Origin of the sequence: Candidatus Chloroploca sp. Khr17 (genome assembly GCF_004138165.1) — a bacterium.
In the GTDB taxonomy this organism is placed as follows: domain Bacteria; phylum Chloroflexota; class Chloroflexia; order Chloroflexales; family Chloroflexaceae; genus Chloroploca.
The window spans coordinates 14,810-36,776 of record NZ_RYFF01000050.1; the positions used below are offsets into that span (position 1 = coordinate 14,810).

13 protein-coding genes are annotated in these 21,967 nt (G+C 59.1%); 3 read left to right on the plus strand and 10 right to left on the minus strand.

Features of this window, described 5'->3' with window-relative positions; translation table 11 throughout:
• The first annotated feature begins 249 nt into the window (after positions 1 to 249).
• On the plus strand, positions 250 to 6,513 hold the full coding sequence (locus tag EKD05_RS20765; protein ID WP_165360863.1) for a NosD domain-containing protein: 6,264 nt from the start codon (positions 250 to 252) through the stop codon (positions 6,511 to 6,513).
• A 243-nt stretch (positions 6,514 to 6,756) separates the two neighbouring features.
• Here the strand turns inward: EKD05_RS20765 and EKD05_RS20770 are convergent, their stop codons facing one another.
• Positions 6,757 to 7,353: a 1-acyl-sn-glycerol-3-phosphate acyltransferase gene (locus tag EKD05_RS20770; protein WP_129676727.1), complete on the minus strand. Its 597-nt coding sequence runs from the start codon at positions 7,351 to 7,353 to the stop codon at positions 6,757 to 6,759.
• Positions 7,354 to 7,378: 25 nt separating this feature from the next.
• A complete protein-coding gene (locus tag EKD05_RS20775; RefSeq protein ID WP_370374926.1) occupies positions 7,379 to 8,341 on the minus strand; it encodes an AAA family ATPase in 963 nt (320 codons plus the stop codon).
• A gap of 172 nt (positions 8,342 to 8,513) precedes the next feature.
• Here EKD05_RS20775 and EKD05_RS20780 point away from each other — a divergent pair, with 172 nt between their 5' ends.
• A complete protein-coding gene (locus EKD05_RS20780) occupies positions 8,514 to 8,813 on the plus strand; it encodes a DUF507 family protein (protein WP_129676729.1) in 300 nt (99 codons plus the stop codon).
• Positions 8,814 to 8,881: 68 nt separating this feature from the next.
• Here EKD05_RS20780 and EKD05_RS20785 read toward each other — a convergent pair whose 3' ends face one another.
• From EKD05_RS20785 to EKD05_RS20810, 6 genes are all read right to left on the minus strand, one after another.
• The gene (locus EKD05_RS20785; RefSeq protein WP_205704016.1) at positions 8,882 to 9,151 is read right to left on the minus strand and encodes a PspC domain-containing protein; all 270 of its coding nucleotides are present in this window, start codon (positions 9,149 to 9,151) and stop codon (positions 8,882 to 8,884) included.
• Between the two features lie 94 nt (positions 9,152 to 9,245).
• On the minus strand, positions 9,246 to 10,406 hold the full coding sequence (cax, locus tag EKD05_RS20790; RefSeq protein WP_129676734.1) for a calcium/proton exchanger: 1,161 nt from the start codon (positions 10,404 to 10,406) through the stop codon (positions 9,246 to 9,248).
• Positions 10,407 to 10,570: 164 nt separating this feature from the next.
• Positions 10,571 to 11,425, minus strand: coding sequence for an SDR family oxidoreductase (locus EKD05_RS20795; protein ID WP_129676737.1), 855 nt, complete (start codon positions 11,423 to 11,425; stop codon positions 10,571 to 10,573).
• Positions 11,426 to 11,740: 315 nt separating this feature from the next.
• Positions 11,741 to 14,212 (minus strand): endopeptidase La, encoded by a 2,472-nt coding sequence (gene lon / locus EKD05_RS20800; RefSeq protein WP_129676739.1) that lies wholly within the window; start codon positions 14,210 to 14,212, stop codon positions 11,741 to 11,743.
• A gap of 15 nt (positions 14,213 to 14,227) precedes the next feature.
• A complete protein-coding gene (locus tag EKD05_RS20805; RefSeq protein WP_129676741.1) occupies positions 14,228 to 16,129 on the minus strand; it encodes an ABC transporter ATP-binding protein in 1,902 nt (633 codons plus the stop codon).
• Complete coding sequence (locus tag EKD05_RS20810; RefSeq protein ID WP_129676743.1) at positions 16,126 to 16,629, minus strand: MarR family winged helix-turn-helix transcriptional regulator; 504 nt, start codon at positions 16,627 to 16,629, stop codon at positions 16,126 to 16,128. The genes EKD05_RS20805 and EKD05_RS20810 overlap by 4 nt, the downstream gene beginning before the upstream one ends.
• A gap of 358 nt (positions 16,630 to 16,987) precedes the next feature.
• On the opposite strand from EKD05_RS20810, the gene lpdA reads away from it, so the two are divergent.
• Entirely contained in the window at positions 16,988 to 18,397 is a 1,410-nt protein-coding gene (gene lpdA / locus EKD05_RS20815; protein ID WP_129676745.1) for a dihydrolipoyl dehydrogenase, read from the plus strand.
• A 93-nt stretch (positions 18,398 to 18,490) separates the two neighbouring features.
• Here lpdA and EKD05_RS20820 read toward each other — a convergent pair whose 3' ends face one another.
• Positions 18,491 to 19,903 (minus strand): pyridoxal-dependent decarboxylase, encoded by a 1,413-nt coding sequence (locus tag EKD05_RS20820; RefSeq protein ID WP_129676748.1) that lies wholly within the window; start codon positions 19,901 to 19,903, stop codon positions 18,491 to 18,493.
• 203 nt (positions 19,904 to 20,106) lie between these two features.
• Positions 20,107 to 21,783: a dihydroxy-acid dehydratase gene (gene ilvD, locus EKD05_RS20825; protein ID WP_129676750.1), complete on the minus strand. Its 1,677-nt coding sequence runs from the start codon at positions 21,781 to 21,783 to the stop codon at positions 20,107 to 20,109.
• Positions 21,784 to 21,967 lie beyond the last annotated feature (184 nt).

The following is a 21,967-nucleotide window of genomic DNA, read 5'->3' on the forward strand; positions in this document are numbered from 1 at the left end:
AGTGTAGCATATTTTCAGGGGCTGTCAAGTAGGTTTGCAACCATTCATAGGCGGATTATGTACTAGCCAGGCGCTGAAGCTGCTGGGCTTTACGCCCTATTTTCGTAATGCCATGGTAATGCATCCATGATACCCTCGAGTCAGTGTACAAGCGGTAGCTTAGCTACTGCTATGCAGTGCTATGGCAAGGGCGCAACCCTCTTTGCCTGCGAACCAGGACCCCACATCTTACCCAGTTCGAGGTACACTATGAATGCACGAACCTGCTTGCTTCTCCTCAGTGTAGGCTTATGTCTCCTGCTCGCGACCGATATGCCGGTGTGTCATAGTCAGGCAACGCCGACGACGCACACCTTCGTGGTCAATGCGCCCAGCGACCAGGGCGATCCCTATGGCGACGATAATCTCTGTGATATTTGCCATAATCCAGGGGCGGATCCGCCCGTAGGCCCGTGCAATGTCTGCACGCTGCGGGCTGCCATTGAGCAGGCCAATCATAGCCCAGGGGCGGATGCGATCGTCTTTAGCTATCTGGCGCAGCCGATTCAACCAGCGTATGCGCTGCCGTATATCGTTGAGGCGGTGACAATTGATGGGATGGATCTGGGCACTGGCCAATCGGTGCAACTCGATGGCAGCAATGCCGGTCGTGGTGTGAATGGCCTGATCCTCTCGGCCCCCGGTTGCACCGTACGCAATCTGACCATCACCCGCTTCCAGGCCGACGGCGACTACGAGGGCTTTGGTCTCGTTATCTGGCGCGGCAATGCGGTGATCGAGGGCAACTATCTTGGCACGAATGCCGCTGGAGCGACGGGCCTCGGCAATGACACCGCCGGGATCTATCTCGCCGGAACCAGCAGCGGCGGCAACCAGATCGGCGGGACGACCGCCGCCCAGCGCAACGTGATCGCTGGCAACGGCACCTCTGGCATCCAGATCGGTGATCCGCAGAGCGGTGGCATTGGCTCGGCCAACAACCGCATTATTGGCAACTATATCGGCGTAACCCCCAATGGCAACACAGCGCTACCGAATGGCAAAGCCGGCATTGGCATCTCGCACGCGGGTTCCATCGGCAACCAGATTGGTGGGACGAACGCAGGTGAAGGCAATGTGCTGTCGGGCAATGGCTGGCACGGCGTTGTCATCCAGAATGGGGCGAGCGGGACGCTGGTACGCGGCAATCTTATTGGTCTAAATGCAGCTGGGACAGCCCGGATCCCCAACGGCATTCTCGGCGTCCAGATTGTGAGCGCATCCAACAATACGATCGGTGGCACGCTCACGGCGGCGCGCAATGTCATCGCTGGCAATGCGGGCGGCATCAGCATTATTGGCGAGACCCCAAGCCAGGCAACGTTATCCGTGTTCACGCATGAGTGGCAACCGGGTCGGGTTCGTGGGGTGCGTGAGACCACGCCACAAAGCGTGACCGCTCCCGCAGCGGCGTCCGGAAACTACATCCAGGGCAACTATATCGGCCTGAATGCCGCCGGGACTGCGCCACTCGGCAACACCGAAGATGGCGTGACACTCTGGAATGCCTCGGGCAATACGGTGGGCGGCGCCATCCCTGGTGCAGGCAATGTCATCGCGGCCAACCGGATCGGCGTGCGCATTGTCGCTGATGAAGGGAAAAGTGCCACCGATAATCTGGTGCAGAGCAATCGGATCGGCACTGATCCTACTGGGACGCAGACTGATGCCGATGATGAGTTCGGCAACGGCAATGAATGGGGCAATGGCTTGGCGGGGGTCTTGTTGCGCAACGCGGCCAACAATACCATTAGCCAGAACACCCTCTCCGGCAACGGTCATGGCGTCATCTTGGTAGACGAGGGCACCACGGGCAATCAGTTGCAAGGTAATCGCATTGGCACCGATAGCCAGGGGGCGCTGCTAGCCCAAGGGCCGGGCAACCTGGTCGCCGGGGTCTTCATCGAGCGAGCAGCGCAGAACCGGATCGGCGGCACAGACGCCTTGAGCAATACGATCGCCTTCAACCTTGGGCGTGGCATTCAGGTGCTGCTCGGCGAGCGCAATGATCTGCGCAACAACCGTATCTTTGGCAACACCGAACCAGCCATTGATCTGTCCAATGAGCGTCGTACACCCAACGATCTCAATGATACCGATCTCGGCCCTAACACCTATCAAAACTATCCGGTCTTTACCCGGCGCGAGGGGCTATATCTCTGGGGCAACTTCAGTGGACAGCCCAACGCCACCTATAGCCTCGATCTCTACACCTACCGCGTCTGCAACGCGCAGCCCTGGCCCGGCTTTGGTGAGGGCGAGCAGTGGTTGCTGACGCAAGCCATCCCCACCGACGCCCACGGCCACGCCGTTTTTATGCTCACCCTGCCCAGTGAGCCGCCTGCGGGCTACGCCCTCGCGGGCACGCTCACCGATCCCAGCGGCAATACCTCCGAGTTCTCGAATGCACCCTATCGCCTCAACGTCACTGGCTTTACCAGCAGCGACGCGCTTACCCTCACTGGGCGGCTCGATCCGCTGCAATTGCCCGCCCTGCGCTCGTGCCAGAATCTCTTCACCGATCTCTATGTCGTCGTTGACGGCGATGCCAACAGGCCGCTCAAGATGGAGTATCTGCTCGATGAGAGCGGCGACAGTCGCCTGCGCTGGACGCCGACGCAGACGGAAACCCACATCCTCGATCTCTATCTCACCTCAATGAACGCCGGGTTCAGCATGCCCTTCTTCAACGATCGGCTCTGGCTGGCTCCGGCACCGCAGGTCACTTTTTACGAGCCAAATTTCCCCGATATGCAGACGTGGATCCCCGTGGGCAGCCAGGGCACCGTCGATGGCAACCACGTCAACCTTGCGATCGCCGTCCACAATCCTAGCCCCGAGGATTTCACCTCTGAAGTGCAGATCGTGGATGCCTCAACGGGGCAACCCTTGCCGGGTGCGTTCGTTGCCCCCAGCACCGCGACCCGGCACACCTTCTATGGTGGGGTGACGACCACCGTCACCTTCCAGTGGGACACCACTGGTTTCGCCTGGAGCGATGACGGCGAGCCGGTCCTGGCGCGTACGATCCGGATCACCCTGCCCGAGCAGGATGGGCGCAACGTCGTCGTTCGCCCGGCAGAGGCTGAGTTGAAACTTCGCCCCCGCCCCGCCGTGCTTGTCCACGGGCTCTGGAGCAACGCCGAGGTCGGGTGGGGCAAGTATCAGGGCTTTCTCACCAGCATCCGCCCCGACTGGAAAGCGTATGCGGTGGGCGATGAGCAAGTCTGGGGCCACCTGAACACCGGCGCATTAGCTAGCCCGTTGCAACCCGCCAATAGTCTGCGCCAAAACGCCGAAGAGCTACGCCACTATATCGAGCGGGTGCGTGAATTGGAGAACGCCTGGCATGTCGATCTGGTGGCACATTCGATGGGCGGCTTGATCTCCCGCGATTACCTGAGCAGCCTAGTCTGGAAAGACGTTCCAACTGATGGCTACCCGGTCGCCAACCACCTGATCATGTTGGGGACGCCGAACCTCGGCTCGCCATGCGCCGACGATTTGCCAGGGTTATGGCATCCGGCCATTATGCAGTTGCGCCCCGACATTGTGCTGGAAAAGAATAAAATCTGGCGCCAACCGGTGGATGTGCCCTTCTCGATTTTCGCGGGTACCAGTTTCAATTTTACCTGCCGTATCGCTGGACCAGGCGATGGGGTCGTCGAAGTTTATAGTGCCACGGGTGAAGATGCACTTGGCCGCAATGTGTACGCCCCCAAACTCCAATGGATCTACAAACGTGCGCTTGATCACGTTGCGATGACCGATTCCGAACAGGATTTTCTGGCTTATGTGCTGCCCGTCCTCGCTGCCGGGCCCGATCGTGCCCACGAACGCACGCTGCCCACGTCACTCAATGCTGCTACGTTTGATGCACAAGCCAACCCAGCGTCGTCAGCCAAACCGCCTCAGGTCATAGAGCGCGTGTGGCTTGAGTTGCCTGCGGGTGCACGCCGGGATCTTGCGATCACCGTGCCCGCCGGCGAAGCACTGGTCGTGACCCTGGTGGCCTCGGATACGGTGCAGGCCCAATTGCGCACACCTCAGGGCGCTGCCGCCGAACCCTTTACCGGGTCGTTGTTCCGGAGCGTCTGGGCGAGCACCCCGATCACCGGCAACTGGACGGTCGCGCTAACAAATACCGATGTCACCACCGCTTCCGTTGTGCTCGGGGCGGTTATCCTTGAACCAGTCGAAGAACTGGTCGTCACCGTGGGTGAACCGGATTGGGACGGGATGACCCTCATTACGGCGACGCTCGCCGCGACCAACGACCCACAGCACTTGCGTGCGCAGACGACTGTGGCGCTCACGCTGACGGCGCGCCTGACCAGTGAGGCTGGCGATGAGTTGCTGGTGGAACTGCGCGATGACGGTGCGCACGGCGATGGCGCAGCCGATGATGGCGTCTACAGCGCGCGGATCGGGCCACTCGATCCTGCTCTGTACGATATCTTTGTCTACGCGCTGGGGCCAGGTTTCTATCGTGGCACAACAGCCGGTGTGCATGTGCCATTTGCGCGGATCGCCAAAACGGTTACACCCGAGCATCCCGTGGCGCAGGGTGATCCACTCACCTATACGCTCGTCATCTCTGGCCCAGCAGGGGCGACAGTGGGCCTTTTTGACCCCCTCGAAGATCTGGATTTCGTGCACTTCCTGGATCAGCCCCCAGGCATCCTCTATGCGAACGGCGCACTTACCGGGACAATCACGCTGCCTACCACCACACCGGTCTCCGTGACCTTTGTCGCCACCGTCGCGGTGCCAGAACTGGCCGACCTCGTCACGCTCACCAACCACGCCTGCGCCTATCCAGCTGCCGGAAGCGTTGAAGACTGCGTCTGGTCACCACCCGTTACGACCGATGTTCATGTTGTCGCGACAACCCATGCCATCTATCTGCCGCTGATGCTGCACGATTACACGCCCAGGCTCGCGCTCACGCTCGAGTACGGTACCTACTTTGGCGGCGTAGATGAGGATCAGATCAAGGATATCGCCATCGGGCCAGACGGATCTTTGTATCTGACCGGGGCGACCTACTCAACCAAACCAGGGCCAGACTCGCTCGGCCGCAGCTACAGCCAGGTCTTTGTCGCCAAACTAACGCCCGACGGCAAGACGCTGGTCTACTACCAGCAGTTTGGCGGCACCGCCGATAGCGGCGGCAACGCGCTCGCCGTCGATGCAGTAGGCAATGTCTACGTGACCGGCTACACCCAGAGCGCCACCTTCCCACGTACGGTAGGTGCCTTCGATCAAGATTTCAACGGCGGTGCAGAAATAGCAATGGATGCCTTCGTGACCAAACTTGATGCGACAGGCAACATCGTCTACAGCAGTTACCTGGGCGGGAGTGGCTACGATATGCCCGGGGCAGGAGCCAGCGGCGGGGGCGATCGCGGAACCGGCATCGCTGTGTTGGGCGAGTACGTCTATGTGATAGGATGGACCGAGTCGAGCGACTTCCCCACGACAGCGGGCGCATATGACCAGGTCTACGCCGATGTTGATTGGGGCCTGAATACCGACCTCTTCATCGTCAAACTGAGCCTGGGCGGGCAAGGCAGCGCCGACTTGGTCTACGGCACCTTTCTGGGCGGGGGTGCCTCCTTCGAAGAAGCGTCCGACCTTGCCATCGACAACGCCGGGCGGCTCTACCTCACCGGCAGTGTCGAAGATCAACTCAGCATCGGCGAATTTCCGGTCACATCAGGAGCGGTGGATACAACCCCACCCGCCGGTTGGGGGATCAAGAAGGCCTTCTTGATCGTCTTCAACCCGGTCGGTGGCGGCCAAAGCGATCTGATCTACAGCACCTACCTGGGCGGTACCGATAGAGACCAGGGCCACGCACTGGCTTTGGGCAGCGATGGGACGGTCTATCTTACAGGAAGCACTGCTTCCCTCGATTTTCCCACGACCGAGGGGGCCTTTGATCGCGCTTGCGGCACCAATAGCACGTGCAACGAAGGTCGCAGCGATGCCTTTGTCGCGTGGATCAACCCCGATCCGGCAGGCAGTGCGCAAGCGAACCTGCGTTACAGCACCTATCTTGGCGGTGGTGGCGGCGAGAACTTTGCCCAGGGAACCATTGCGCTGATCGCGCCGGGCGAGGTCTACGTCGCTGGCGATACCGGCTCGTTAACCTTCCCCACCACGCCCGATGCATATGCACAGGAACGTAACGGCATTGGAGACCTTTTTCTGGCCCGGTTGAAATTAGCCAGCCAGGGCGTAGAGGATCTGGTCTACGGCACCTACATCGGTGGAAGCCACGATGACGAAGCGACCTATGGCCTGGCCCGCAGGAGCGACGAGACGGTGACGCTTGTTGGCGTCACCCGTTCCACCGATCTTCCTGTCGGACCAGATCCACTCTATGCAACCTTCAATGGTGGGTACTATGATGGTTGCCTGCTCCAGTTTGGGTTAAGGAGCGTCTCATGGCGGGCTGGCCCTCCATGAGGCAATCACACCTTACTAGGCTGTCAACAAAGGTTTCTGCTCTAGGCATTGGCTTCGACAAGCTCAGCCACCGGCGGACGATGGGCGTTGCGAACGGACGGAGGCTGAGCCTGTCGAAGCCCCCGACAACAACGGGGCACCCTGTAGGGGCACCCTGTAGCGGCAGCCCTTGCGGGGGCCCTTGCGGGGGCACACACGGAAGATGCAATCGCCCTGCTGCCGTGTGCAGGACGTTCAAGCCCCCTACTCGCTCGTTCGCCGTATCTCGCCCTGCCGTGCTGGTATCGCACCCGTGATCTGCGCATAAAAGGCGCGGTAGCGTTCGAAATCAGCGTCAATATCGCCCGCCGGCATATAGATCGGGCCAAGGCCAACCCGACGCTTGGCATAATCAGCATACCCGAGCACAACAGGAACCCCGGCCCCGGTCGCAATGTAGTAAAAGCCAGTCTTCCAATGATCAATATACCGGCGCGTCCCTTCGGGCACAATCGCGATCCGCAGGTCTGGGTACTGGGCAAATTTCTCCACGATCTGCGCAACAAAATTGGCCCGTGCCCCACGCAGAACTGGCATCCCCCCCAGCGCACGCAACAGCCACCCGAGCGGTGGGCGAAAGAGTTCAGCTTTCGAGATCCAGCGAAACCGAACCCCTGTGGCCCCCATCAAAAGCAAGGTCAGGATCAGATCGAACCATGTCGTATGCGGAGCACCGATGATCACACACTGCTTTGGCAACGGTGCGGCAACCTCAGCCCGCCATCCCCTGAGCGCAAGCAGGATGATGCAAAAGTTCTGGAACAACGTCTTACGGCCAGGTGATGATACTGAATACGGCATTGTATCCTCGGGTGACTTTCTAGGATTATTCTACCGGCACCGGGATCTGGGCAAGGATCTCGGCGATCAAAGCACTGCTCTTGCGGCGGCGCAGGCGTGTTTCAGCGGTCAGCATCAACCGATGACCAAGCACCGCCGGAGCCATAACTTTGATGTCGTCGGGCAAGACGAAGGTGCGTCCACGTAGCGCCGCATACGCCTGGGCCGTCTGATAGAGCGCCAGCGAACCACGAGGACTGGCCCCGAGTTCGATCTCGGGGTGGGTGCGGGTGGCGCGTACCAGTTCGACCATATAGCGCCGCACCTCTGACGTCACCGCAACCATGCGCACATCCGCCTGCATCTGCAGAACCTCCGCTGCAGTGAGCACCGGGGTCAGGTCGTTCAGCGGATTGCCTCGTTCAAAGCGCACCAGGATCGCTTCTTCCTCCTCAAGGCTCGGATAGCCTGGCTCAAGCTTGAGCAAAAAGCGGTCGAGTTGCGCCTCGGGCAGTGGGAACGTCCCCTCGAGTTCAACCGGATTCTGGGTCGCCAGCACAAGGAACGGGCGCGGCAACGGGCGGGTTGCCCCATCAACTGTCACCGTCCGCTCTTGCATCGCCTCGAGCAGCGCACTCTGGGTACGCGGCGTCGCCCGATTAATCTCGTCGGTCAACACAACCTGCGCAAAAAGCGGCCCCTCGCGAAACTGAAACGCCCCGATCTTCTGATTGAAAAACGCAAGCCCGGTCATATCCGAAGGCAACACATCCGGGGTACACTGAATGCGCTGAAACGTGCAACCAAGCGAAGCGGCCAGCGCACGCGCCAGCGTCGTCTTGCCCGTACCAGGCACATCTTCCAGCAACACATGGCCTTCACAAAGCATCGCGACGAGCAAGCGATCAATCAGTTCCTCTTTGCCCACCATCACCCGCGCTACACTCGCCCGCGCACGGTCTACCAACTCACTGAGCACCTGCACACGGTCACGACTCAATTGCTGCAAGCTCTTGTCTCCTTGGTTCGGGCCGCCGTCCCCGGATCTTACACACTCTGTGGGCAAAAACCAGGAATAGCTGGTTTTGCCCACAGAGTATACACGATCCAGACAATGTACACACGAAATGGTATAATGCTCGCGTGTCAGGTCACCCGGACACAAGCAAGAAGGAGGAGCGATGCGCTTATCAGAGGATAAGGTGCGCCGGATTGCCGAGCGTTTACATGACGAACTGGCCCAGGGCAACTTGCTTGCCTACCGCGAGTCAGCCGGGGCCAAAACTGGCGTCGGACGCGCCGCCCGCGTGAAGGCAATCTTTGATTTCATTGTCGAAGATCTGCGCCGCGAAGATGAGCTTGACGCTGAGGTAGAGAAGGTGCTCGCCACCTATAGCCGCGAAATCAAAGGCACTGAACGCGATATTCTCTTCCGCAAACACAAAGAGGAGATCGCTCGCAAAAAAGGGTATATTCTGTAACATGCTGACGACACACAAAAAAGCCAGCGTCGCTGGCTTTTTTGTGTGTCGTCAGCATTGCTGCTAACTTACTGCTTTTTGACTGGCTGGCCGGTGTAGGGGTCGTACTGCCATTCGCCCGTCGGATCAACCGGCGGCTGAAGCGTGTTCTGCACGCGGGCCTCCTCGGGCATCACAATCCAGAGGATGAGATAGAGCAATGGGCTGAGGCCGCTCAGCACGGCGAGCACAAAGACCAGACGCACAATCGTGGCATCAATATTGAAATACCGGGCCAGACCGCCACACACCCCACCAAGCATACGGTTGCTTGAACTGCGTACCAGACGATTTTCCATCACTGCTCTCCTTGCTTGCACTGACCTCCACTCAACGAAGGTCACTGTTCTTCACTTGCCCATATGACGACGGGCAAGCGAGATAGTTGCAAGATTAGCCCATTCCTGGCAAAAGCATTCGGAGCGTCTCGGCTTCGGGCACATTCGCGAGCAAATAGAAGAAACCCAGCGCAATAATCGCATACACCGCCAGGAGTTGCGCCCCCTCAAGCCAGTTACTTTCGCCATCCACCGAGATGATGGTTGCAATAAGCACCGACAATGCCAGCGCTACGACCTCTATCACCGTAAAGAAGAGCGTGAGTTCAGGCCCAAAGAGCAAACTGACAAAGACGAGCAGTGGCCCCACGAGCAAGGCGACCTGCATCGACGAACCCATCGCAATCGTGATGGCAAGATCCATCTTGTTCTTGATTGCCATCTGGACAGCGACAATATGCTCGGCCACATTGCCCACAATGGGAATAATGATAATGCCGATAAAAAATTCGCTCAAGCCCAGCGCCTCAGCAAAAGGCTCGACTGCACCAACCAGAAACTCACTCAGAAAAACAATGCCCAGGGTACTGATCGCAAGCACACCTACTGCAGTACGAACACTCCAGCGTGCAACGTGGTGCTCGCCATTATCGAGTTTTGCATCTACCCCCGCATGCCCCCCCATGCCGCGTTCAGGTTGGCGAAACGTGAATAGAAGATTGAGCATATAGAGCGCAATCAGGATCGCAGCCACGCCGAGGCTGAGGTTATTGAGGGCCGGGTCATCGACGGCGGTGCTGAGCAGGTCAAGCGTCCCAAACTGCACTTCACGCACAACCTCAAACATCGTCGGGACGATCAAGCCAATCACGGCAAGGGTCATCATCGAGGCAGCGACCCCCGCCGCCTGGCGATCAAAGCGCTGGATGCCATTCCGTAGCCCCCCCAGCAGCAAACTGAGACCCAGGATGAGCAGCAGATTGCCCAGAATTGATCCGGTAATCGAGGCCTTGACCAGTTCTAACTTGCCCTGTGAGAGCGCTACAATCGCAATGATCAACTCGGCCGCATTGCCAAGCGTGGCATTGAGCAAGCCACCCACCTTTGGGCCAGTATGGACAGACAATTCTTCGGTTGCTTCACCAAGAAAACCAGCTAACGGCACCAGACCGAGACAACAGACGACAAACAGCAGCAGGTCATTCTTGAGCGCCGGGACAAACTCTAACAAAAAAGCCACCGGAACGAAGATTGTCAAGTAGCGGAGCCACTTCATACGGGTTCCCTTGGATCAGACATCGAAGCCTTTAAGCCAAACCTATGGTATCAGGAAAGACGCAAAGGCGCAAAGCGGCGGATGGAGATCCAGCCCCTATTCGTTTCTTCGTGATGGGTATTCGTGGTCGGCGGTGCTACCGGGAAACTTCATTCCCAGACTACTCAGAGCATAATCGGCGTATCGTTGCGCACGAGTTCTTCGCTCAGTTCCCAGAGGCGCGTCTGCGCGCCACGGTCATACGAGGCGAGCGAGCTCGTCTGCGCGGTGCGTTTGGCAAAATATTTGCCGGTGACGCCCTCGATCTCGGATGATGAGGCAAGGAAGATCGAGGTGTCGGCACCCTGTTCAGGGCTCAGCATAAAGATGCGCCCCAGGTTGAAGAAGACACCAAAGAGCCCTTTGGTCTCGGCGGCAAAGTTCGAGTTGACGGCCCCGGGGTGCAGACAGTTGGCCGTGACGCCAGTCCCTTCGAGTCGGCGGGCAAGCTCGTAGGTAAAGAGAATATTGGCAAGTTTCGAGTCGGCGTAGGCGCGGAAGCCGTTGTAGCCACGCATCGCCCGCGGGTCATCGAAGCGAACACCGCCTCCCATATGCGCTCCCGACGAGACCGTCACAATCCGCGAAGGGGCGCTCGCCTTGAGCGTTTCGAGCAGCAGGTCGGTCAACAAAAAGGTCGCCAAATGGTTGACCGCAAAGGTCATTTCGTAACCATCAACGCTGACCTGGCGCTCGTCAAGGTAGAGCCCGGCATTATTGACCAGCACATCAAGGCGCTGATGCCGGCGCTTGAACTCATCAGCGGCAGCACGCACCGCCTCAAGCGACGCAAAATCGGCAAGGATGAAGTCAACCTTCTCATTGCCGGTCTCCGCAATGATCGCATCGCGGGCAGCCTCGGTGCGCTCACGATTCCGTCCGAGCAACACAACCGTCGCGCCCATCCGGGCCAGTTCGCGGGCCGTCACCCGACCAATGCCAGAACTGGCCCCTGTGATCAGGGTGATTTTATTTTCCATGGGGGTTTCCTTTTTTTATTTATGCTAAAGACGGTTTGGTGGCGGCTTCGCCGCCACCTCCCTAGGAGCACGGGCGTCCCGCCCGCTGTTGCTCCCGAAGCGGGCGGAACGCCCGCACTCCCAGGGCGCGAAGGATCATAAAACGTACCTTACACACTACTTACTAGTCTGGAACGTACGTTTTCTGAGGTCGTTCGCCGACCACGCATGGGGCCATGAAGAAACGAATACGTACGTCACAACGCCCATATTCGTATATTCGTGCGTGTTCTTCGTGGTCGGCGGCGCTACCAGGAACTGTATTGCCTAAACTTCTTACGCAACAGGCACCGCCACGACTGGCACGTCGCTGGCAACAGCAGTCAGCGCAATTTTCAACACCTCATCCATTGACGAAACCGGGATCAGGGTCAGGTCGTTCCGTACTTTTGCCGGTAGGTCAATGATGTCTTTGGCATTCTCTTTGGGCAGAATGAAGGTGCGAATGCCAGCCCGATGCGCCGCGAGGGTCTTTTCTTTCAAGCCCCCAATGCCCAGGACTTTGCCCCGCAAGGTAACTTCGCCGGTCATCGCGACGTCACGGCGGACGGGTTTGCCCGTCATTGCGCTGATCAGCGCGGTGGTCAGGGTGATCCCCGCCGAAGGTCCATCTTTAGGTACGGCTCCCTCGGGAATATGGATGTGAATATTGTGCTCTTCAAAGTAGTTTGGATCGATGCCAAGCTCGGTCGCACGGTAACGCACATAGCTTACCGCGGCCTGCGCACTCTCTTTCATCACATCGCCGAGTTGCCCGGTCAGTTGCAAGCCGCCTTTGCCTTTGACCGGCAACACCTCGATGCTGAGGATATCGCCGCCGGCGGTTGTCCAGGCGACGCCCGTTGCGACCCCAATTTCGTCCCGCTCTTCGGCAAGCCCGAAGGTGAAACGCTCGGGGCCAAGATAGGTGGCAACATCACCCTCGTCGATAGCAAAAGATGTTGGCCCGCCTTCTGTCCCAGGCTCGCTGGCGGCAGCGACCTTGCGGGCAACTTTGCGGCAGAGACTGGCGATTTCGCGTTCAAGGTTACGCACCCCGGCTTCGCGGGTATACTCGCGGATGAGCTTGATGACCGCGTCGCTGCTGATCGTCAGTTGTTCGGCTTCGAGACCGTGAAACTCGCGCTGCTTGGGAATAAGAAAGCCCCGCGCAATTTCGAGTTTCTCGTCTTCGGTGTACCCCCCGATCTCAATAATCTCCATCCGATCACGCAACGGGCCAGGGATCGGCTCAAGTTGGTTGGCCGTTGCAATGAAGATGACTTTGCTCAGATCAAAAGGTATTTCAAGATAGTGATCCGAAAACGTACTATTCTGCTCAGGGTCAAGCACCTCGAGCAACGCTGACGTGGGATCGCCACGGAAATCGGTGCCAACCTTATCCACTTCGTCGAGTACATAGACCGGGCTGTTCGACTTGACCGATTTAATGCCCTGGATAATGCGGCCCGGCATCGCCCCAATGTAGGTACGGCGATGCCCACGGATCTCGGCCTCATCGCGCACACCACCAAGGCTCGTGCGGATAAACTGGCGATCAAGCGCCCGTGCAATGCTGCGCCCGAGGCTCGTTTTGCCGACCCCGGGAGGGCCAACAAAACAGAGGATCGGGCTACGCATCTTGTTGCCAGCGAGCTTGCGCACGGCCAAATACTCAAGGATCCGCTCTTTGACCTTTTCGAGGCCATAGTGATCCTCATCAAGCACCTTCTGCGCCTCGAGAATGCTAATCTCACCGTGCGGCTCTTCGCCCCATGGCAAATTCGTCAACCAGTCAAGGTACGTCCGGATCACCCCGGCTTCGGGGCTATTCATGCCCTGTTGCGCCAGCCGCTTCACCTCATGAAGCGCCTGACTCTTCACGTACTCAGGGGCCTCCATCTCATTGATCTTGCGGCGCAACTCATCAATGGGATCATCGCTATCATCGTCTTCACCGAGTTCACGCCGAATAACGCGCATCTGCTCACGCAGAAAATATTCGCGCTGGCTCTGGTCGAGCACCTCTTTGGTGTCCTGCTGGATCTTCGCACGCAGCTTGAGCAACTCGAGCTGGCGGGCCAGCACAAAGTGGGCTTTGCGCAAGCGTTCGAGCGGATCGAGCGTATTCAGAACCTCGAGGCGGTCTTTGAAATCAAAGGCCGGTCCCCAGGTCACAATGTCGGCCAGATGCCCCGCCCGTTCAATGCGATGCACAAACTGCACCGCCTCTTGCGGTACCTCGCCAAGGTGATCAACAAATTCATCAACCTGCTGCTTGACCGTATCCATCAGCGCGTGAACTTCCATGCCTCCCGTTTCGGGGTCAAAGGCAGGGATACAGCGCACCCGGTAAAAGGGTGTGACCTGAAGCGCCCCCTGGATCTGAGCACGGTGCAACCCCTCGAGGATCACACGCGCCGTGCCGTCTTGCAACTTGGCAAACTCATCGAGCCGCGCAATCACCCCGATCGGCGGCAATTTTTGCGGATTTGAACTCTTATAGCCATCAAGCTCATATTCACGGACAAAGATCAGCAGCACCTCGTGGTGATCCTCTTGCCAGGCCTGCTCCATCGCCCGGTACGATTTGCCAGGGGGAACCTGCAGCGGGATCGTCATATGGGGCATGATGACCATTTCACCCAGCACAACCAGAGGCAGATCTCGCCCTTCGAGCAGCGGCTCATCTGGTTGCAATATGCCAGGAAGCGCCTCTTCAGGGATCGTAGTGGGCTCAACGGAAGCACGACGTTTGTTGGTAGACATCAATTCTCCTCACTTTTAGGTCAATTCAGCGAGCAACGGTAATAATTCCTGGTCTTCGGGGCGAAACTGAAGGGCATACAGTCGGGCATAGAGCCCGCCCTGAGCCACGAGTTCGGCATGGCTGCCTAGTTCGACAAGCTCACCGGCGACAATCACCGCAATGCGGTCGGCACGTTTAATTGTACTGAGACGATGGGCAATGATCAGGCTCGTTCGCCCGTGCATCAAGCGCTCAAGGGCTTCTTGCACGAGACGCTCGCTCGCACTATCAAGGGCGCTCGTTGCTTCATCAAGAATGAGAATGCGCGGATCTTTGAGGATCGCCCGGGCAATCGCTACACGCTGGCGCTGCCCACCCGAGAGCTTCACCCCGCGTTCCCCAACTGGAGTGGCATACCCCTGAGGCAATTGCTCAATAAACTCATGAGCATTTGCCGCCCGTGCAGCCGCCTCCAGGTCCTCCTGGCTCGCGTCAAGCCGCCCATACCGAATATTCTCGGCAATTGTGCCATTAAAAAGCTGTGTCTCCTGTGGCACAATACCGATCTGCGCACGTAAACTCTCTAGGGTCACCTCACGGATATCATAGCCATCAATCCGCACGCTCCCCTGTTGCACATCATAAAAGCGAGGCACCAGACTCGCGATGGTGCTCTTGCCAGCCCCACTCGGGCCAACCAGGGCCACCACTTCGCCAGGACGCACATCCAGACTAAAGGCTTTCAGCACCGCCGGGGCCGTAGGGGGCGGGGCTTCCGCGTCCTCAGACGCAGTGTCACTCGGATAGGCAAAGGTAACGACATCAAAGGTCACACGGCCAGCAAGCGTCGCCAGCACCACGGCATCCGGTTGGTCAGTTATCTCGGGCGGGGTATCGAGCAATTCAAAGACGCGGGCAACAGCCCCAAGTGCCTGTTGAAGCTGGCTAAAGAGACCCGAGAATGAGGCCAGCGTGCCGCTGATCGCCCCGGCATAGAGCAGAAACGTCACCAGATCGCCCGGCAACAAATTTCCCTCTAGCACCAACTGCCCACCAGACCAGAGCACCAGCACCAGGGTGCCCCAGGCCGCAAAGCCAATCAACGGTTCAAAGACTGCGCGTACCCGCGCACGGCGCATTGCGGTCTGAAAGGTCGTCTCGATCGCCTCGGTAAAGCGCCCAATCTCATACGGTTCGCGGGCAAACGACTTCACCACCCGCACCCCCACGACCGTCTCTTCCAGCACGCTCGACGCATCCGCGAGGCGATCCTGCACCGATGTCGAGAGGCGCCGGAGCTTACGGCCAAAGAAGATCGCCAACACCGTAATCGCAGGCACCAGCAGCAACGCCAGCCCCGTCAGTTGCCACGAGACCATGAGCATCAGGATCAACGCCCCAACAAACTGGATAATCGACCCAAGCAGGGTCGCCAGATTTGTCGTCACGGTCGTCTGGATCAGGGTGACATCATTCGTCACCCGGCTCGTCAGTTCGCCAGTACGACGGCCATTGAAAAACCCGAGCGACAGACTCTGCAAATGGGTATAGGTCTGGATGCGCAGATCGCTCACCACCCGTTCACCCACAAACGACAGCGTGTAGCTCTGGATCAGCGTAAAAAAGGACTGCACCAGCACGACAACCACCAACAAGATGGCAACCTGATTCAGGTTAAACGCAAAGCCATCGGCGACAATCGCATTGATCAATTGACCAACAGCAAGCGGCAAAATGAGGCTAACGCTCGTAGCAATGAGCATTGCCACGAGGGCAAGAACCATCCACCAACGGTAAGGAGCGACATAGCCCAGTAAACGCCGCCAGCTTACGCCCGATAGCGGAGCCAAGGCAAACCGCTGACGCCAACGCTGGCGTGGCGCATCAGCCGGGCGAGCGTCGGTAGCGCGACGCGAAACCGGAAGTGAGCGTTTCATGCGAGACGACCACCCTCAGCCCGTTCGAGGGTACGCGCCATACCCGCCAAAACTCGATCAAGCAATAACATCAACGCCTCAATTTCAGTTTCAGCAAGGTGAGCGAGCGCCATTTGCATCTGTTCACGACGGGCCTGCTTGATCTCTGCGACAAGCTCACGGCCATAGGTAGTCACTGCCACCATCACCTGGCGGCGATCTTTGGCATCGCGCACCCGTTCAATTAACTGTTTTTCATCAAGCCGGTCAACGACCCCGGTCAACGAAGCAGCCGACTGATGCGTCGCCTCGGCAAGATCAGACATCTTGCAGGCCTCGGTAAGCGGTTCAAGGTGGAGTAACGTATAAAACTGCGGTACCGTCAACCGAAAGCGCTCGTCATCGAGCAACTGCATAAACTGGCGCTGGGCCAGCCAACTGATCTGCATAAGCGAGCGCTCAATCTCATCAAAGGGCGTCCGTTCACCTTCCGCATGCTGCTCACGATGGACCTGGGTCATGGGCTATCCTGACTATTCCTCGACCCTCTAGATAATCAACAACATTTAGTATATCACTCCTTAAGTATGCCCGCAAGGGCAACGCAGCCGTGGGGTAGGGCAATTGCATCATACGAAACCGGATACAAAAAGACCAGGGCACCCGCCAACAACGGGGGCACCCGCCAGGGGTGCCCCTACCGGGCCGGATCCGGTGTAGGGGTGCCCTGGCGGGGTGCATACACGGAAGATGCCATCGCCCTAGCCTTTGCGTCAACAGCGAACGTATCGGCACTAGGCACACGCCGTGTGCTACAATAGCAGTGGTTTGTGCAAAGCTGCACAGAAATGCGCAAGTGAGGGTAGAAAGGTCCATATCGTGAGTGAAGCTGTGTACGATGTGGTGATTGTGGGTTCCGGACCGGGCGGGTATGTCGCCGCTGTGCGCGCAGGGCAACTTGGTATGCGGACGGCCATTGTCGAGGCCGGGCCAATGGGGGGTGTCTGTCTGAATGTCGGTTGTATTCCGACCAAGGCGTTGCTCCACAGTGCCGATCTGCTTGATGAAGTGAAAGAGGGTAAGCGCTTCGGCGTTATGGTCGAAGGGGTGAGCTTCGATCTGGCCGGGGCCATGAAGCATAAAAATGCGGTCGTCAAGGCAAGCAGCGATGGCGTCAATTTTTTGATGAAGAAAAATAAGATCGAGGTCGTCAACGGCTGGGCTACGCTCACTGGGCGCGGTCAGGTGCATGTCAAGCTCAATGCCGGCGGCGAACGTACCCTTCAGGCTAAACATATTCTGGTGGCTACCGGTGCGCAGCCCCGCCCCTTCCCCGGGGTTCCCTTTGACCATACCAGGGTGCTCTCGTCAACTGACGCGCTGCAGTTGCCTGCGGTTCCGCAAAGCTTTATGTCAATTGGCGCTGGGGCCATCGGGATCGAGTTTGCGTCGATGTACCGGGCGTTCGGGGCCGAGGTGACGGTCGTCGAGGCGTTGCCACGCATTGTGCCCAACGAAGACGAAGAGGTTTCGGCGGAACTCGTCAAAGCCTTCCAACGCCGGGGCATCAAAACCATGGCCGGGGCCAGGGTCGAGGGCATTGATACAAGCGGCGAGCACATCGTGGTCAACGTCACGGGCACCGATGGCAAAACCACCGCGATCACGGTCGAGAAGTTGCTGGTGGCGATTGGCATTCTGCCCAACACCAAGGACATTGGCCTCGAAGCAGCGGGTGTGACGCTTGATCAACGCGGTTTTATTACGACCGATGGCTACATGCGCGCTGCCGACGGCATCTATGCGGTAGGTGATTGTGTGGCCGCCACGCCCTGGCTAGCGCACAAAGCCAGCGCCGAAGGCATTCTTGCGATCGAGCATCTCGCCGGGCTGCACGTCACGCCCATTGACTATGGCAAGATCGCGGCCTGCACCTATTGCAGCCCCGAGATCGCCAGTGTTGGCCTCACCGAAGCGAAAGCAAAAGAGCAGGGCTACGAGGTCAAGGTCGGCAAGTTCCCCTTCTCGGCCAACGGCAAAGCGCGGGTGCTCGGTCAGAACCGCTTTGGCTTTATCAAGATCGTCGCCGACAAACAGTACGACGAGATCCTGGGTGTGCATATGATCGGCCCCCGCGTCACCGAAATGATCAGCGAAGGCGGCCTCGCCCTGACCCACGAAGCCACCGGCGAGAGCATGCTCCAGACGATCCACGCCCACCCGACGCTCTACGAAGCGATCGGCGAAGCGGCGCACGCCCTCGTCCACGGCGCGGCGATCCATATCTAACATTTCCTGCTGATTTGACGCAAAGGCGCAGGGGCGCGAAGGTTTGATGGATCTCCATACTCAACTTTGCGCCTCAGCGCCTTTGCGTCAATCCTACATGCTTATTTCAGCACACATCGCCTGCCACAGATGCGCCACATCTTCGTGGGTCGTCAGTTCGGCCCCGATGCTGATACGCGCCATCCAGCGTCCATCCAGCACGGCCGGGGTCAGATAGGCTACCCCCGAGGCATTAAGCCGCCCGATCCAGTCGAGGGTGTGGCGATCAAGGGCATCATCGGCGAGCCCAGGTGGCTCGTGCCGCACACAGACTGTCTGAAGATGCACCGGATTGAGGCGCACCCAGCCCTCGGTCGCGTCGATCTGTGCGGCCAGCCACTGCGCCAACGCAAGATCCCGCCGGAGCCGCGCCCGCAGCGCTTCGGCTCCCTCCAGCCGCAACAGGAACCAAAGTTTCAACGCACGGAAGCGCCGCCCCAGCGGCAAGCCCCAGTCGCGATAGTTGGTCACGATGCCATCGGCTGAGGTTTGCAGATAACTGGGATTCGTTGACATCACCTGGATCAGATGTTGCGGATCGCGCACATAGTAGAGCGAGCAGTCAAAAGCGACGCCCAGCCATTTGTGCGGATTGAGCACGAGGCTATCGGCCTGTTCGACGCCCTGCCACATCCAGCGACACTCGGGCAAGATCATCGCCGAACCGGCCATCGCCGCGTCAACATGCAGCCAGAGGCCATGCTCACGACAGATCGCAACGATGGCTTCGAGCGGATCAACCGCCGTGGTTGCCGTGGAACCGATCGTCGCCACGACGGCGCAGGGGCGACGGCCCTCGGCGAGATCACGCTGAATCGCCTCGCGCAGCGCCTCGGGGCGCAGCGCATGCGCCGCATCAGTCGCGATGGCACGCAAGTTGTCGCGCCCAAAGCCAGCGAGCAGCGCCGCCTTCTCGACCGAGCTATGGCTCTGGCCCGAGCAATAGACCGTCAAGGGCAATTCTTCGGCCTGCAGACCACCCCGGGTCGCCCCGTGACTTGTCATCCGTTCACGAGCGCAGATCAACGCCACCAGCGTCGACGTACTGGCGGTATCCTGAATCACGCCGCGCCATCCATCACCGAGCCCAAGCAACCGACGCATCCACTCGGTCATCTGCTCTTCGAGCTCGGTCAGCGCCGGGCTCGACTGCCAATTGAGGCCCAACTGACCAAGGCCCGTACTCACCATATCACCGAGCACCGACGCAAGCGCGGCATTCGCCGGAAAATAGCCAAAGAACCGCGGATGCTGCCAATGGGAAAGACCGGGGAGGATGATCTGCTCGAGATCGGCAAGCACCGCCTCGAACGACTCAGGTTCCTCGGGTGGCTCCAGGGGCAACTGCGCACGGATCGCCCCTGGAGAGACATGCGACCAGACCGACAACTCGGGCAAGCGCTCACGGTAGTGCGCAATCCAATCGACGAGGGCATGCCCATAGGTACGAAAAGTTTCAGGTTTCATTGTTTCTTCAGGGCTGACGCCCTTCCTTGTTCGAGGCATCCTGGAAGGGGTGCCGGGCGATACTATGCAAAGAAGCTCACGCGAAGGCGCGAAGGCGCGAAGGGTTCGCTCAACTACGCGACAACCTTTGCGCCTTTGCGCCTTTGCGTCAAAAGAGCCGCCTTCTTTGCAAGGTACTGGTACTAGCCCCGTCGCCGCTTCGCTCACAAATCGGTCACGGCCCCGAGGCTCGCCGACGAGACGAGGCGCGCATACTTGGCAAGCACACCACGGGGATAACGTGAGGCTGGGGGTTGCCAGGCCGCACGCCGACGGGCGAGCTCGTCGTCAGCAACATTGAGTTGCAGCAACAGCGTATCAGCATCAATCGTAATGCTATCGCCCTCGTGGACAAGGGCAATCGTGCCACCGACAGCCGCCTCGGGGGCGACATGGCCGACCACGAGGCCATAGGTGCCGCCCGAGAAGCGCCCATCGGTAATCAGGCCAACCGCATCACCGAGGCCGGCCCCGATAATGGCCGAGGTCGGGGCAAGCATCTCGCGCATCCCCGGGCCACCCTTGGGACCTTCATAACGGATCACCAGCACATCACCGGCGACAATCTTGCCCGCAAGGATCGCCTCCAGACACTGCTCTTCCGCATCAAAGACCCGGGCTGGCCCGGTGATTTGACGCTGCTTGATCCCCGTAATCTTGGCAACACAGCCCTCTTCCGCCAGATTGCCCCGCAGAATCGCCAGATGGCCTTGGGCATAGAGCGGCGCATCCCACGGGCGAATGACATCCTGGCCCTCGGGCGGCGCATCCGGCACATCGGCCAGCGTTTCGGCAATGGTCTGACCCGTAATGGTCAGGGCATCGCCGTGCAGCAAACCGGCCTTGAGCAACATCTTCATCACCTGCGGCACGCCGCCAACCTGGTGGAGATCGGTCGCCACATAGTGGCCCGACGGCTTGAGATCGCAGAGCACCGGCACCTTGGTGCGGATCGCCTCAAAATCATCAATCGTCAGCGGCACCTCGGCGGCATGGGCAATCGCCAGCAGGTGCAACACCGCATTGGTCGAACCACCCAACGCCATCACGACCACAATCGCATTCTCGAAGGCCTCGCGGGTCAAGATCTGGCGCGCGGTACGGCCAGCCCTGATCGCCTCAACCAGCACCTCGCCCGAGCGAGCAGCACTTTCGGCTTTCTCAGCATCCTCAGCAGCCATCGTCGACGATCCGGGCAGGCTCAAGCCGAGGGCCTCGATCGCCGAAGACATCGTATTGGCGGTATACATCCCGCCACACGACCCCGCCCCTGGGCAGGCGCGACGCTCGACTTCAAGCAACTCATTGCCATCAATCGTGCCAGCGCTATACTGACCAACGGCCTCGAAGGCACTGACAATCGTCAAATCGCGACCATCATGATGACCAGGCTTGATCGTCCCGCCATAGACAAAAATGCTTGGCACATCGAGCCGGGCCAGCGCAATGAGCGCACCAGGCATATTCTTATCACAGCCACCGACCGCGAGGATCCCGTCCATCCGCTGGGCATTGACCACCGTCTCGATTGAATCGGCAATCACCTCGCGGCTGACGAGTGAGAACTTCATCCCCTCGGTGCCCATCGAAATGCCGTCGCTGACCGTAATCGTGCCAAAGGTCTGAGGCATCCCACCAGCCGCCTTGATCGCCGCTACGGCCCGCTGCGCCAGTGGATCAAGTGCCGCATTGCACGGCGTCAGCGTACTATGCGCATTCGAAATACCCACAATCGGCTTCTGAAAATCCTCATCACCAAACCCCACCGCACGCAGCATCGCACGATTCGGCGAACGCTGCGGCCCCTCAGTAATCAGTTTACTCCGACGATTCTCGGCCATGCGTATAACTCCTTTCGGCACAAACAATTGCCTTATCATACCAGAAATCTTGCCTGCGAGGCAGGTAGGTCGAGCGACGCCTTCGTCGGACATGGTATACTTGACCCACACACGACCAGGAGGAAGCCCATGCCACGGCGATTCAATGTTGCCGGGCCGTGCAAGCCCGAATTGCACTACATGC

What these genes read in the sequence shown, in the direction of transcription:
- EKD05_RS20785 (WP_205704016.1), bottom strand. Translation starts at nt 9,151, where the DNA reads ATGGAAAATCGTCTGGTACGCAGTTCAAGCAACCGTATGCTTGGTGGG.
- EKD05_RS20795 (WP_129676737.1), bottom strand. Translation starts at nt 11,425, where the DNA reads ATGGAAAATAAAATCACCCTGATCACAGGGGCCAGTTCTGGCATTGGT.
- EKD05_RS20770 (WP_129676727.1), bottom strand. Translation starts at nt 7,353, where the DNA reads ATGCCGTATTCAGTATCATCACCTGGCCGTAAGACGTTGTTCCAGAAC.
- lon (WP_129676739.1), bottom strand. Translation starts at nt 14,212, where the DNA reads ATGTCTACCAACAAACGTCGTGCTTCCGTTGAGCCCACTACGATCCCT.
- EKD05_RS20780 (WP_129676729.1), top strand. Translation starts at nt 8,514, where the DNA reads ATGCGCTTATCAGAGGATAAGGTGCGCCGGATTGCCGAGCGTTTACAT.
- EKD05_RS20765 (WP_165360863.1), top strand. Translation starts at nt 250, where the DNA reads ATGAATGCACGAACCTGCTTGCTTCTCCTCAGTGTAGGCTTATGTCTC.
- EKD05_RS20810 (WP_129676743.1), bottom strand. Translation starts at nt 16,629, where the DNA reads ATGACCCAGGTCCATCGTGAGCAGCATGCGGAAGGTGAACGGACGCCC.
- cax (WP_129676734.1), bottom strand. Translation starts at nt 10,406, where the DNA reads ATGAAGTGGCTCCGCTACTTGACAATCTTCGTTCCGGTGGCTTTTTTG.
- EKD05_RS20820 (WP_129676748.1), bottom strand. Translation starts at nt 19,903, where the DNA reads ATGAAACCTGAAACTTTTCGTACCTATGGGCATGCCCTCGTCGATTGG.
- EKD05_RS20805 (WP_129676741.1), bottom strand. Translation starts at nt 16,129, where the DNA reads ATGAAACGCTCACTTCCGGTTTCGCGTCGCGCTACCGACGCTCGCCCG.
- ilvD (WP_129676750.1), bottom strand. Translation starts at nt 21,783, where the DNA reads ATGGCCGAGAATCGTCGGAGTAAACTGATTACTGAGGGGCCGCAGCGT.